This is a genomic window from Elusimicrobiota bacterium, assembly GCA_041660925.1.
Taxonomy (GTDB): Bacteria; Elusimicrobiota; Elusimicrobia; order UBA1565; family UBA1565; genus JBAZUV01.
Genome location: JBAZVI010000001.1, coordinates 330,181 through 342,872, shown reverse-complemented (window position 1 = coordinate 342,872; position 12,692 = coordinate 330,181). Strand labels below are relative to the sequence as shown.

The 12,692-nt window shown below is 71.4% G+C and carries 11 protein-coding genes; 7 read left to right on the top strand and 4 right to left on the bottom strand.

Translation table 11 applies throughout. The features are described from left to right. Nucleotides 1-71: 71 nt before the first annotated feature. A complete protein-coding gene (locus WC969_01405) occupies nt 72-2,618 on the bottom strand; it encodes a hypothetical protein (GenBank protein ID MFA6028487.1) in 2,547 nt (848 codons plus the stop codon). Nucleotides 2,619-2,645: 27 nt separating this feature from the next. Here WC969_01405 and WC969_01400 point away from each other — a divergent pair, with 27 nt between their 5' ends. The 6 genes from WC969_01400 to WC969_01375 all read left to right on the top strand — a co-directional run bounded on the left by WC969_01400 (nt 2,646) and on the right by WC969_01375 (nt 7,842). Next, nucleotides 2,646-3,839, top strand: a complete 1,194-nt coding sequence (locus WC969_01400) for a RidA family protein (GenBank protein MFA6028486.1) — start codon at nt 2,646-2,648, stop codon at nt 3,837-3,839. Continuing rightward, the gene (locus tag WC969_01395) at nt 3,836-4,972 is read left to right on the top strand and encodes an aminopeptidase (GenBank protein ID MFA6028485.1); all 1,137 of its coding nucleotides are present in this window, start codon (nt 3,836-3,838) and stop codon (nt 4,970-4,972) included. The genes WC969_01400 and WC969_01395 overlap by 4 nt, the downstream gene beginning before the upstream one ends. Continuing rightward, nucleotides 4,973-5,557, top strand: a complete 585-nt coding sequence (locus WC969_01390; protein ID MFA6028484.1) for a sigma-70 family RNA polymerase sigma factor — start codon at nt 4,973-4,975, stop codon at nt 5,555-5,557. It begins immediately after the preceding gene. Beyond that, complete coding sequence (locus WC969_01385) at nt 5,554-5,841, top strand: zf-HC2 domain-containing protein (protein ID MFA6028483.1); 288 nt, start codon at nt 5,554-5,556, stop codon at nt 5,839-5,841. The genes WC969_01390 and WC969_01385 overlap by 4 nt, the downstream gene beginning before the upstream one ends. 63 nt (nt 5,842-5,904) lie before the next feature. After that, entirely contained in the window at nt 5,905-7,218 is a 1,314-nt protein-coding gene (locus tag WC969_01380) for a hypothetical protein (protein MFA6028482.1), read from the top strand. Between the two features lie 177 nt (nt 7,219-7,395). Next, entirely contained in the window at nt 7,396-7,842 is a 447-nt protein-coding gene (locus tag WC969_01375) for a hypothetical protein (GenBank protein MFA6028481.1), read from the top strand. A gap of 55 nt (nt 7,843-7,897) precedes the next feature. Here WC969_01375 and WC969_01370 read toward each other — a convergent pair whose 3' ends face one another. From WC969_01370 to WC969_01360, 3 genes are all read right to left on the bottom strand, one after another. Beyond that, the gene (locus WC969_01370; protein MFA6028480.1) at nt 7,898-8,611 is read right to left on the bottom strand and encodes a hypothetical protein; all 714 of its coding nucleotides are present in this window, start codon (nt 8,609-8,611) and stop codon (nt 7,898-7,900) included. A 16-nt stretch (nt 8,612-8,627) separates the two neighbouring features. Next, nucleotides 8,628-9,479, bottom strand: a complete 852-nt coding sequence (locus WC969_01365; protein MFA6028479.1) for a YiiX/YebB-like N1pC/P60 family cysteine hydrolase — start codon at nt 9,477-9,479, stop codon at nt 8,628-8,630. A gap of 68 nt (nt 9,480-9,547) precedes the next feature. Next, on the bottom strand, nt 9,548-12,100 hold the full coding sequence (locus WC969_01360) for a protein kinase (GenBank protein MFA6028478.1): 2,553 nt from the start codon (nt 12,098-12,100) through the stop codon (nt 9,548-9,550). Nucleotides 12,101-12,185: 85 nt separating this feature from the next. Here WC969_01360 and WC969_01355 point away from each other — a divergent pair, with 85 nt between their 5' ends. Continuing rightward, complete coding sequence (locus WC969_01355) at nt 12,186-12,659, top strand: hypothetical protein (GenBank protein ID MFA6028477.1); 474 nt, start codon at nt 12,186-12,188, stop codon at nt 12,657-12,659. Nucleotides 12,660-12,692 lie beyond the last annotated feature (33 nt).

The window sequence follows — 12,692 nt, the reverse complement described above, 5'->3', positions numbered from 1 at the left end:
CTCGCTCGTCGCGCCTTGCGCACGGCTCAGGCTTGGGCCTCCGGGGAATACGCTATTACTCGGACGGACTCCTAGGGCAGGCGCGGGTCGAGCTTCTCCAGCCGTCCTGGCTGGAGGTTGAAGAACTGAGGCAGGTTCGCGGAGAGTCCGTCCTCGTCCCTCATCGCCGTGAGGACGACGGGGGGAGAGTCGTTCCCGTCCTCGTCGATGTGGGTGAGGACGATGTCCGTCTCGGGGCCGTGCGACTTCGAGGCGAAAGCCAGCCAGCGGCCGTTGGGCGACCAACTGTGCCAGGAGTCCGCCCGGGGCCCGTTGCAGCGGAGCTTGCGCGCCTTCCCGCCCGCGGCGGGGACGAGGTAGACGTCGCTGTCGGAGCGGATCAGCATCATCCCGTTGGCGCTCTGCGTGAAGGCGACCCACTTCCCGTCCGGCGAGGCGATGGGGAAATAGTTGCTCCGGCCGTTCGCGGAGGCGCCGGCCAGACGGACCGCCTTCCCGCCTTTCCCGCCGTTGAAGGGGATGCGGTAGACGTCGTACCTCAGCGGATAGCGGCTGTCCACGTCCTTCATGCTCAGGGGCTCGGGCTCGTCCGTCGACTTCCCCTCCAGATAATCGCGGTTGAGCTTGTCGAAGAACGGGGGGATCGGCGCTCCCGAGAAGTAGATGTACTTTCCGTCGGGACTCCAGGAGGTGGGCGAGTGGATGAAGCGCTCGTCGTCGGCGCCGGGCAGGGTCCGGACCGTCTTGTCCTCGAGGGTCCGGTACTGGACGATCCCCCGCGTGACGTGGCTGCAGCGCGCCAGCTCCGTGCAGTTGGGGGCGTTGAAGGAGAGTCCCTTGCCGCTGGTGACGATGACGCCGCCGTCCGGGGAGATCGCGGAGAGGTTCGCCTGGTATCGGCCGTAGACGCCTCCCTTCGGATCGTCGTTCCAGTTGAAGGCGGCCTCCCGGCCGGGGCGCTCCTTCTTCCCCGGATCCCGGATGAGGAAGTAGCTGCCCTTCTCCTCGAGCGTCACGTTGTACTCGAAGCCGATCGTCTTCCCGTCGGCCGAGGCCACGTGGCAGTTGAAGCAGGTCTTGCGCCTGCTCATGATGACGGTCGGGGGGGCGTAGGAGGAGACCCGGCCGAGCTTCCACTTCACCTTGGCGTAGTCCGAGGGCGGCGGGAACGGGGTGGGAACGGCCCGGAAGACGAGGGGGGCGGCGACGGGGTCCTTCGAGGTCTTGAACGAGACGCGGGCGCGCGCTGCGCCCGCGCCGGACACCTCCAGGGAGGCCGGCGTCTCCAGGGAGAGCCGCTTCACCTCCTCCCATTCCTTCTCCGAGGGCGTCCAGCGCGGCTCCCGGACGCGGAACTCCAGGGGAGTCGGCGGACCCTTGAAGGATATCCGGACGAGCCAGCCCCCGTCGTCGGGCGCGGGGCCCTCCCAGCGGATCTCGGGAGACCGGATGTCCGCGGGGAAGAGCGTCCCCTCGTACGGATAAAGGATGCGAAGGGCGGCGGCTTTGCCGTCCGCGGGCGCCGCCGCCGGAGGGGTCGGCGCCGGCGCTTCTTCGGGACGCGCGCGGTCTTTCCACCGAGAGGAGAGGGCGGCACGGGGGTGCCGGAGGGCGCGGAGGAAGGCGTTCAGCCGCCGCCGGGCGCCGGGCGTCACCGCGTCCAGCGGGGAAGGGGCGTTCCCGGTGAAGCGGCGCCGCAGCAGGCTCAGCCGCTGGCGCAGCAGCAGCCGCGAGGCGTTCTTCAGCGCGGAGTCCTGGATGTCCAGCCGGAGCGGCGAGTACTCCGCGGCCCTCGCGTAGTCCGACAGGGCCCCGGCCGGGTCGTTGGCGGCTTCCCGGAGCACCGCGCGCGTGTGATACGCCTCGGGGTTGCCGGGGTCCGCCGCGAGGGCCTCGTCGAGGCTTCGCGCCGCTTCCGCGCGCTTCCCCGACAGATAGAGCGAGACCGCCGCGTCGTTGAGCGTCCTTCCCCGGCGCACGCGCGCGTCGAGGCGCGCGAGCTCCGGCGCCAGCGCCGGAGAGCAGAGGCACCGGTCCGCCGGAAGGCGGAGGCCGTCCGGCGCCCGCTGGGAGTCCGAGAAGTCCCGGCAGGCCTTCCCGACGTCTCCCGAGAGGGACTGGACGGCGGCGCGGTTGGCGTAGGCGTCGAGGAAGCCGCCGTCGAGCGCGATCGCTTCGTCGAGGAGGGTCCGGGCCGCTCCGTAATCCTTGCGGTCGACCGCTCCGCAGGCCCGGTCCAGGCGTTCCTTCGAGAGGACCGCCTTCCGAAGGAAGTCCTCGAACGCGGAGGCGCCGAGGCTCATGCGCACGTGGCGGTCCCGGCACGGGTCCGACGATGTCCCGGCGAGCGCGGCCATCAGCGCGTCGGCTTGCGCCGGGATCTTCCTGCGAAGGGCCTTCTCGAGCCGGCGGGCGAGTTCCGGGTCCTTCGAGCGCAGGACCGGGAGCGCGGAGACGGCCTGCGCGAACTCCGCGGCCCGGAAGGAGGCGGGGGCGTCGAGGAAGGCGCCGGAGAGGATGGCGGCGACGCCCGCGCTCGAGACGGAGACGGGGGCCGCGGCGGCGGCGAGGGGCGCCGTTCCCAGCAGGAGGACGAGCGCGGGCGGTCTGTAGCCCATCCTCCGGATGATACTATAATGGACCGCATGAGCAGATCGCTCCGCGTCCGCGCGTTCGGCGAAGGGCGCGAGGACGTCTATCTCACCGCGCTCCCGGCGTCCGGACGCTCCGCCGAAAGGGGCGCGAGGGAGGTCTATGACGGGCTCTGCGCCGAACTCGCCGCCCGCGGCCTCGAGCCGGTGCAGGAGAAGATCTACGGGCTGAGGCGCGCGCGGGCGTCCGTTCTGAAAGCCCGGGCCGCGGCGTTCTCCGCCTGCGGCCTCGACGCTTCGCTCCCCTCGAGCTATATCGAAGGCCGGCCCGTGTCGGGGTCCTTCGCCGGCGTCCAGCTCTGGGCGCTCTCCCGCGGCCGCCGAGAGGAGGCCGTGCGCACCCTCCGCCATCGGACGGGGGGAGGCCGTCTCTGGAGCGACGGAGGGCGGCGCTTCCTCTATCTTCCCGCCATCGACGGGACCTCCCCGGACGGGACGCTCCCCTCCTCCCGCGGCGCGCAGGCGCGGCGCATGTTCCTCAACGCCCGCGCCGCCCTGAAGGCCGGCGGCTTCGAGTTCTCCGACGTCGTGCGGACGTGGATCTACCTCCATCGCATCCTGGAGTGGTACGCGGACTTCAACGCCGTCCGGAGCGCGCTCTACCGGAGACCCGGCTTCTTCGGCCGCTCCTTCTTCGAGCGCGCGCCGGCCAGCACGGGGATCGAGGGTCGCGGCCGCCGGGGGGACTGCGTCATGGACCTCCTCGCGGTCCGCTCCGAGGGCGCCCGCGGGACCGGCGTCGAATGGGTCCGGCGCAGCGCGCGCCAGGGCCCCGCGCCCGCGTACGGCTCCGCCTTCTCCCGCGCGGCGGCGCTCGGCGCGGGAGCGCGGCGGACGGTCCATGTCTCCGGGACGGCGAGCATCGACGCCGAGGGCCGGAGCTTCGCCGTCGGCGACGCCGAGGGCCAGAGCGTCCAGACCCTGCGGAGCGTCGCGGCCGTGCTCGAGGCCTGCGGGACGGGCTTCGACGCCGTGGCGACCTCGGTGGTCTTTCACAAGTCGCGCCCGGCCTTCGCCGCCTTCCGCCGCGCCGCGCGCCGGCTGCGCCTGCCCTCCTGGCCGGTCGTCCCGCTGCTGGCCGACGTGTGCCGCCCCGAGCTCCTCGTCGAGATGGAGGCCGTCGCGGTCGCCCCGCGCGGGAAGCGGCGTCATTTTGCTAACCTGCCCGGGGACCGGAGGAAGCCATGAGAGACAAGCGCAACGAAGTGCTCGCGAAGCTGCTGGTGGACTACTCGACCAAGCTCAAGAGGGGCGACGTCCTCTATCTCGAGCTCAAGGGCAAGGAGACGCTCGAGCTGGGCAAGGTCATCCTCCGCTACGCCACCGAGAAGGGGGCGATCCCTTTCTGGTTCTACAACGACGACTCGCTCCAGCGCCAGTGGGTGCGCTCGGCCGACGAGAAGCAGTTCAAGGTCCAGGCCGAGTTGCACCTCGGCCTCATGAAGCGGGCCGACGCCTACATCGGCGTGCGCGGCCCGGACAACGCCTTCGACCTCTCCGACGTGGACCCCAGGCAGAGCGCCCTCCACAGCAAGCTCTACCTCAAGCCGGTGCACTTCGAGGAGCGCGTCAAGCGCACGCGCTGGGTCATCCTCCGCTACCCCAGCAACTCCATGGCTCAGCTCGCCCAGATGTCGCAGGAGGCCTTCGAGGACTACTACTACGACGTCTGCTGCGCCGACTACCCCAAGATGTCGAAGGCGCAGGAGGTCCTCAAGTCCCTCATGGAGAAGACCGACGAGGTCCGCATCAAGGCGCCCGGCACGGATCTGCGCTTCTCCATCAAGGGCATCCCGGCCGTCAAGTGCGACGGGATCATGAACATCCCCGACGGGGAGGTCTACACGGCGCCGGTGAAGGACTCGGTCAACGGGACCATCCGCTACAACACCCCGTCCCTGCACGAGGGGACGGTCTTCACCGGCATCTCCCTGACCTTCAAGGACGGGAAGATCGTGAAGGCGACGGCCGACTCCAACGAGGAGAAGCTCAACAAGGTCTTCGACACCGACGCGGGCGCGCGCTACGTCGGCGAGTTCGCCGTCGGCTGCAACCCCTTCGTGACCCGGCCGATGATGGACACGCTCTTCGACGAGAAGATCGCCGGCTCCTTCCACTTCACGCCGGGCAACAGCTACGACGAGGCCCCCAACGGGAACTCCTCGGCGGTGCACTGGGACCTCGTGCAGATCCAGAGGCCCGAGTACGGCGGCGGGGAGATCTGGTTCGACGGCAAGCTCGTGCGCAAGGACGGGAAGTTCACCGACCCCAAGCTCGAGCGCCTGTTCTCGAAGGAGAACCTCCGCTCCGAGGGGATGTAGGTGTCCGAGGCGGACCTCGTCGCGCGGAGCAAACGGGGCGACCCCGAGGCGTTCGGGCGCCTCATCCGCCGCTACGAGGACCGCATCTACCGCCTCGCGCACAGCGTGTGCGCGGGTCTGCCGGCGGAGGCGGAGGACGTCTATCAGGAGACCTTCCTGACCGCCTTCAAGAAGATCTCCGGCTTCCGCTCCGACGCGGACCTCGGGACCTGGCTCTACCGCATCGCCTCCAACCTCTGCTGGATGCGCTTTCGCGACGAGCGCCGCCGGAAGTCGGTCCCGCTGCCCGAGTGGACCGAGGGGGATGAGACCTCCTCCCGCGCGCAGCTCTCGGACCCCTCCCCGCGCCCGGACGAAGCCGCGCGCAAGAAGGAGCTCGCGAAGGCGGTCTCCGAGGCCCTGGGAGCGCTTCCGGTGGAATACCGGCTCGCGCTGACCCTGCGCGACGTGGAGGGGCTCTCCGGCGAGGATACGGCGAAGGCGCTCGGCCTGAGCCTCCCGGCGATGAAGTCGCGCCTCCATCGCGGTCGTCTCCTGCTGCGCGAACTCCTCGACCGGCGCTATGGCGGCGGGGGGGACGCGTGAAAGGGCACGACTGCTCCGCCCATGAGGAGCTCTTCCGGCGCCATGCCGCCCGGCTGGGGCCGCGGGGACGGGCCGCGCTCTCCCGCGTCTGCGCCTACCTCGACGGGGAGCTGGGCGGGCGCGAGCGCCGCTTCGTCGAGCGGCACCTGGCGGGCTGCAGGCCCTGCCAGGACTTCCTGCGCGGACTGCGCGGGGCCCGGCGGGCCCTGCGCGCGGCGTCGAAGCCGCGTCTCCCCGGCCGCCTGCGCGGCGTCCTGCGCCGCCGTCTCCTCTCCGGGCGTTGAGCCGCTCCCCGGTCCCTTGACAGGGGACGGCGTCCGGATACACTTGCTTCGGAGGTGGATCCCATGGCACGACCCCTCGTCGCCCTGGCCGCCGTCGTCGGCCTCGCCGTTTCCGCTCTCGCAGAACCCCCGCCCTTCGAACGCGCCTTCCCCGAGGCCATGACGCAGGCCGGCGCGCAGTTCCTCCAGGGCAAGCCCATCCTGGAGCCGGAGGGACTGAAGGCCTTCGAGAACAAGCCGGAACACCAGGCGAAGCTCGACGACTTCTACTACCTGCTCGGGAAGGCGGTCTTCGTCCAGATGGGCCGCGCCTCCGCGGAGAAGCCCGACGTGTACGCCTCGATGGTCCGCCTCGTCGCCGAGCAGTTCCGGGTGGACCCCGAGGCCTGCCTCACGGCCTACAAGGACCGCGTCCGGACGGCCGATGCCGAAGAGCCGACGGTCGAGGAGGAGGCGATGCGCGCGGAGCTGCTCGCCGAGGTGCTCGCCGCGCCGAAGCTCGACGGCGCCCTCGCCGCGCGCGTGGGCGGGAGCCTGCGCGAGGCGGGGAAGGCGCTCCTCTCCGGCTCCCGGCGCTCGGCGGCCGGGTCCTCGTCTTCCCCCGGAGACGCGGTCCCGGCGTCCGCCGACGAGACGGCCGCCGCGTCCCCTGCGTCCGCTCCCGCGGCGGCCGCTGCGCCGGCGCAGGCGGCCGCCGCCTCTGCGGCCAAGGCGGCTCCGGTGAAGTCCGCTTCCGCGAGGGCGGCCCCGGAGTCCGCGTCCGCTCCGGCCGAGCCCCCTCCGAAGAAGGCGGGGCTCAAGACGCAGCCCGCTCCGGCGCCGAAGACGGCCGAGGCGCCCTCCGCGGCCGAGCCGACGCCGCCGGCCGCCAGGGGTTGGAGCTGGCGCGACCTCATCGACTGGGAGAAGGCCGTCGAACTCGCGCGCGAGGTGAAGGAGGCGGTCGTGGGCTTCACGAAGTACTGCTATCGCTTCGTGAAGAACGCGCTCGAGAGGGCAGGCCTGATGGCCAGGGGCTGGCGCGCGAAAGTCAGCTCCGAGGAGGCCGTCAGCGCCTACCAGTTCAGCCGGCTCGTCAGGGAGAAGCCGTACCTCTTCAAGCGCAAGCTGCGCGAGATCAGCCCCTACACGAAGCCGCTGCCCGTCGGGAGCATCCTCGTCTGGGGCAAGGGAGACTGCGGCTTCAGCCGGGAGCACGGCCACATCGAGATCGTCGTGGACGCGAAGGACCCGCCGCTGGCCTGCAGCGACGGCTGCGCGCGCGTCAACCCGAAGCGCTGGGAGCATGCGATCGCGCGCACCGGCTGCATGAAGGTCTTCGTCCCCAGCCGGGCGGCGGAGGTCGCCGCGCAGGCGAAGTACACGGGCGGGCACTGAGCTTGCACCGTCGTCCGAGAGGCCGGGCCCTTGGGGGGGGCCGGCCTCTCGTCTACGGACTTCTCCGTCCTCAAACAATCTGGGCCCAGAGGGCACGATGCGCATGGGTCCATGGACCCGTACCTCCTCGGGGGTTCCCGGTCTATAATCATGTGAGTCGTCCCCTGAGGTGAACGAATGCGCAAGTTCCTTTTCTCCGCCGCCCTTCTCTCCCTGGCCCTGCCCGTCTTCGCGGGGACAAAAGCCTGCGAACAGAACAAGGCTCTGGACTCGCGCGACGTCGTCTTGACGCTTCCGACTGCGGATGGCGCCAAGACCTTCCGGCTCGGCTTCGTCGCCTGCTACGATGAGGGCGAGGGAGAGGCCGCGCGGGCGGTCCGCGTGTACGCGAGCTTCGATACTCCCTATCAGATATTCCTCTCCGGTGCGCTCGACGGCTCCTCCGTCGCCGTGACGCTCATGCAGCGCTACGCCCGACGGCTCATGCCCGCCGGGGACTTCGGAGAGCTGGCGGTCTCGGCGCTGCTGGAGCAGAGCGTCACCTGGCCTTCGGCCAAGGTCGCGGATCTGCCGGCCGGTCGGACCTATACTGGCGCGGTGACGGTCTCGGCGCAGGCGCGCTGACCGTTCCGGACGGAAAAGAGGAGCCCCCGGCGGACGCCGCCGGGGGCTCCCTATTTCAAAGGCCGAGGAAGGTGACGGCGCCGCCGCAGAGGGCGAGCGCGAGGCCGGCGAGCGCGTGCGACCAGCGCTCGAGCTTCCCGAAGGGGAGGCGGGAGACCCCCAGGCGCAGCAGGTGGACGACGACGAGCATCGTCCCGATCGTCGCGAGCGAGAAGACCCCGGCCACGACGAGGGCCCCCGTCCAGGAATGCTTCGCGGCGGGGTAGATGAGCAGGGGGATGAGCGGCTCGCAGGGGCCGAATACGAAGACCGTGAAGAGGATCCAGGGGGTCATGTTCGGAGCGCCTCCCTCGACGTGGGCGTGGACGTGCTCCTCGGAGTGGTCGTGCTCGTGGGCGTGGGGGGCGCCGTCGATGTGCAGGTGGGCGTGAGCGTGCTTCTCCCCGCGCAGGGCTTTCTTCACTCCCCAGGCCGCGTAGGCGAGGCCGAAACCGAAGAGGAGCCAGCCCGCGGTCGCCCCGCGCAGCCCCTCGATCCACTCGAGCTTCCCGACCGCCGTTCCCAGGGCGAGGCCGGCGAGGCCGAGGAGGACCGAACTCAGCACGTGGCCGACGCCGCAGAGGGTCGTCCAGAAGGTCGTGCGCCAGGCCGACCACTTCCAGGCGCGGGCCATGGCGACGAAGGGGACGTAGTGGTCGGGGCCGAGCAGGGTATGGGTGGCGCCGATGGCCGCCGCGGTCCAGGCAAGAAGGGCGACTTCGGAGTTCATGCGGCCATTTTACCAATTACGATGATCGGGACAGGAAGATCTTCTCGCGTCCTTCCAGATAAAGTCCGAGCGGGCTGAGGCCCGGCTGTCCTTCCGGGACCGGCAGGCCGAGGCGGGAGAAGTGCTCCTCCCAGAACGCGCGTTCCGGAGTGCCCTCCCGGCCGAAGTGCATGGGGCGCGGGGCGAAGAGGCCCGTCCCCGCGAAGAGCACGGCGATGAGCTTCGAACAGTAGAGCTCGCGGCTCTCCCAGGAGAGGTCCGTCCCGAAGGGGAGCCCGCGCAGTTCCTCGGCGCGGCGCGCGGCCTCGAAGCCGAGCGCTCGGAACTCCGGGCGCAGGCGGCCGACGAGGTAGCCGCCGGGCTCGCCCTCTCCTCTCTGGACGCGCGAGAGGAAGAACGCGAGCGGCACGCGCCCGACCCCGCGCATCGGCCAGGCTTCCCAGACGAACGGCTCGCCGTCGACGACCTCGACGAGCCCTGCGTGGTGCAGGCGCGGACCCTCCACGCCGTACTGCTCGAGCGTAGGGTCCGCCACGGCGTCGTAGTAATCGCCCCGTCCGAAGTCCAGGAAGAGGAGGTCGCCGGTCTCCACCGACGGAAGGGGGCGAGCCGCGGCGGCCGGGGGCGTCCGGACCGGCACCGCAGCGCCGGCACGGACCCGGACGGTCGCGGCGTGCGGGAGCGAGGGCAGGGCGGTCGCCGTCTGAAGAGCGGAGAGGACGGGCAGGACGCTCGAGAGGACGGGAGGAACGACCTGGACGGGCGCGAAGCCGGGCGGCGGCGCGGGGATGCGGAGCGGAAGGACGACGGTCTGCGCGCGGACGGCCGCGGCGCAGAGGAGGAGGGCCGGGAGGAGGCGGAGCTTCATCGGAAGATGGTAGCAACCCCCGGGAGGGGGGCGCATGAGCCGTTGGACCCGGGAAGGGACCGGGTCGTTCAGGCGGCGAGGTTCTCGATAGCCGCGAGCAGGCCCGAGGGCACGCGCCAGCGGTCCTTGGGATCGGGGGTCAGCGCCTTCGCGAGGACCGCGTCCACGCTCTTGGGGAGCGAGGGTTCGCGCTCGGAGGCCGGCATGTAGCGGGCGGACATCTTGGCGAGCAGCATCGCCGCGGCGGTCCCTTCGAAGGGGAGCGTCCCGGTCAGGCACTCGTAGAGCATCACGCCGAGCGCGTAGAGGTCGCTTTCCCTGCAGACCATGCCCTGCTCCTGCTCCGGCGCCATGTAGGGCGGGGTCCCGGTGATGTCCTGGGTGCGGGTGAGCCGCGTCGCGGCGTCGCGCGCCTGGCGCGCGATGCCGAAGTCCATGACCTTCACGCCGCCCTTCTCGTCGACCATGATGTTCGCGGGCTTGAGGTCGCGGTGCACGACGCCCTGCGCGTGAGAGTACTCGAGCGCGGCGCAGACGCCGCGGAACACCTTCAAGGCCTCGGGGAGGGGGAGGGAGCCGCGCTCGGCGAGGAGCTCATGCAGGGTCCGGCCCTCGGCGAACTCGAAGACGAGGTAGAGCTCGGGGCCCTCCTCGACGATGGAGTAGATCTCGACGATGTTCGGGTGGCGCAGGGCGGCGACGGTGCGCGCCTCCTTGAGGAAGCGCTCCCGCTCGCGCGCGTCGGAGCGGATCTCGTCGCGCATCTTCTTGACCGCGACGCGGCGGCCGAGCGCGGAGTCCTTGGCCTCGCAGACGACGCCCATGCCGCCGAGGCCGAGCTCGCGGACGAATTCGTACTGCGCCCAGAAGCCGGCGCGCAGGTCGTTCTCCTCTCGCGCCGTCCCTTCGCCGCCCCAGGAAGGAGAAGGGGCCGAGGAGGCGGTGAAGGGGCCCGCCGAGTCCAGGGGCAGGGCGGCCGCGCCGCCCGCCGCGCGCAGGATCGTCGTGCGCAGGCGCTCGCGCCAGGTGGCGGAGAAGACGTGGAGCAGCCCGAGCGCGAAGAGGAAGCCGCCGCAGAGGGTGAGGAGGACGAAGCGCAGCGAGCGCTTCGCGCGGGGCGCGGCGGGCCGGGCCGCCCGGTTGAGGGCCGCGTCGCCCGCGAAGAGGAGCGAGGTGTCGGCGTCCTCGGGGAGCTGCAGCGCCTGCTCGTAGAGGGGCCGGAACTTCGGGTCCGCGGCGGCCGCCTTCCCCAGGGCCTGGCGCATCGCGTCGCGTTCGCCGAGGCCGGAGAGGGCGCGGGCCTGCAGGTAGTACGCCCCGGGGTCGTCGGGGCGCACCCGAAGGAGCTCGAGCGTGTCGCCGTAGGCGGCGCGGTAGTCGCCCATCTCGTTGTGCGTCCAGGCGCGGGTCTGGAGCAGGGCGGGGTTCTGCGGGGCGAGGGCGAGGCCCTGCGCGACGGAGTCGAGCGCCAGGCGGTGCTCCCCGAGCCGGGCCTGGGCCGTGGCCAGGAGGTTGAGGGCCTGGACGTTGCGCGCGTTGAGCTCGACGGCTTTGCGCGCGACGACGACCGCGGCCGCGGCGTCCTGGACCTGGAGGAGACGCTGGGTCTCGCGGGTCAGCCGCGCCGAGGCCTCGAGCGGGTCGGCGCCGGCCTGGCGTCGGAGCTCCTCGATGATCTTCAGCGGGTCGGCGTGCGGCGCGGGGGCGGCATCGCCCTCGGGAGCGCCCGCCTCCGCCGCGCGGCGTTCGGCCGTCCCGCGGAGCTCCGCGGCGGCGGCGGAGAGACGGATCGTCGAGGCCTTGCCTTCGGTGAGCTTGAGGAGCGCGCGGGCGCGGGCGTCGCGCGCGTCGATCGCGAGCGCGATGCTCGCGTCGCGGTGCCCCTGCTCGTGGTCCCCCAGGCGGTCCGCGCCGAGCCCGCGCAGGTAGAAGTTCTCCGCGGTCGCGTACCCTCGCTTGATCTCGCTCTGCGCGAGTTCGTAGCCGCCGCGGGAATCGCCTCCGTTGATCCGCGCCCGGACCTGCTCGGTGCGCACGGCCGGCGACTCCGGGAACATCGCCGCGTAGGCCTGCCAGGCGGGAGAGGGGAGGACCGTCGCGGGGGAGCTGGGGGCGGCGGGCAGCCCCTGGGCGGGGGCGATCGCGGCCTGCGCGGGCTGGACGGGGGTCGCGGGGGACAGCGGCTGCGGCTGCGCGGCTCCGCCCTGCCCTGTGTTGGCGGAGGTCTTCGGCAGGAGGCCGCCGGCCTCGGTGATGGAGAGCAGGGCCTGGTCGATCTCGGAGAATTTGGGGCTGTCCCTCATCTCCTGGTTGATGGCCATGGCGCGCTGGAGGAGTTCCGGGGTCGGGTTCTTCTTGACCTTCACCATGACGTCGAGGGCGATGAGCAGGCGCTGGAACGAGACGGCGTCTCCCTTGAGGCTGTCGTTCTTCCCCACCTCCGCGAGGACGATCCCGGCCAGCTTGGGGTCCTCGCTCCCGAGGGCGTCCATGCGGGCGCGCACGTCGCTCTGGGCCTGCGCGAGCTCGTTCCCTGCGCCGGCGGCCGCTTGGCTCGGCGGCTCCGCCCGCGCGGGGAGCGCGCCCAGAAGACATAGAAGGAAGGGGAGGAAGGGTCTCATGGGACTTCTCCCGGGAGTATAGGGAAGGACCCTTGCGAAGTCAAGGGAGTCCTGCTATCCTTCGAATACGAAGGAGGAGAGTCCCATGAAACCCCTGATCTTCCTCTTCGCCCTGCTCCCCGCGTTGTGGACCTCCCCGGTCCGCGCCGAGGACGGAGGCCAGAAGAAGTCCCTCGACCAGTACCTGGAGGAGAGCGGCCTCTTCCGGGATTTCCTGTCCGATCCCGCGCTCGCGCAGCTCGAGCGCCTGTGCGCGGCGGTCGAACCTCGGGACCTCGCGCGCACGGAGAAGCCGCTCAAGCAGGAATTGACGGCGGCGCGCGAGGCGCAGATGCTCTTCGTCCGCTGGCGCGGGGACCCCAAGCTGGCCAAGGCCGAGTGCGGCCGCGACGCCGCGGCCTTCAACGCGAAATGGGAGAAACTCGGGCGCTACATCGCCCCCGCGATGCTGGACAAGCTCAAGAAGGACGCGGGGATCGGCCAGAGCGAGGACCCGGGCTGGTTCGAGCAGCTCAAGGAATACGTCTGCAGGACGAAACCGACGGCCTGCGTGCCGTAGCCTTCGTCCGGCCGTCCGGCGTCCGGCGCTCTT

What these genes read in the sequence shown, in the direction of transcription:
- WC969_01405 (MFA6028487.1), bottom strand. Translation starts at nt 2,618, where the DNA reads ATGGGCTACAGACCGCCCGCGCTCGTCCTCCTGCTGGGAACGGCGCCC.
- WC969_01400 (MFA6028486.1), top strand. Translation starts at nt 2,646, where the DNA reads ATGAGCAGATCGCTCCGCGTCCGCGCGTTCGGCGAAGGGCGCGAGGAC.
- WC969_01395 (MFA6028485.1), top strand. Translation starts at nt 3,836, where the DNA reads ATGAGAGACAAGCGCAACGAAGTGCTCGCGAAGCTGCTGGTGGACTAC.
- WC969_01380 (MFA6028482.1), top strand. Translation starts at nt 5,905, where the DNA reads ATGGCACGACCCCTCGTCGCCCTGGCCGCCGTCGTCGGCCTCGCCGTT.
- WC969_01375 (MFA6028481.1), top strand. Translation starts at nt 7,396, where the DNA reads ATGCGCAAGTTCCTTTTCTCCGCCGCCCTTCTCTCCCTGGCCCTGCCC.
- WC969_01370 (MFA6028480.1), bottom strand. Translation starts at nt 8,611, where the DNA reads ATGAACTCCGAAGTCGCCCTTCTTGCCTGGACCGCGGCGGCCATCGGC.
- WC969_01365 (MFA6028479.1), bottom strand. Translation starts at nt 9,479, where the DNA reads ATGAAGCTCCGCCTCCTCCCGGCCCTCCTCCTCTGCGCCGCGGCCGTC.
- WC969_01360 (MFA6028478.1), bottom strand. Translation starts at nt 12,100, where the DNA reads ATGAGACCCTTCCTCCCCTTCCTTCTATGTCTTCTGGGCGCGCTCCCC.
- WC969_01355 (MFA6028477.1), top strand. Translation starts at nt 12,186, where the DNA reads ATGAAACCCCTGATCTTCCTCTTCGCCCTGCTCCCCGCGTTGTGGACC.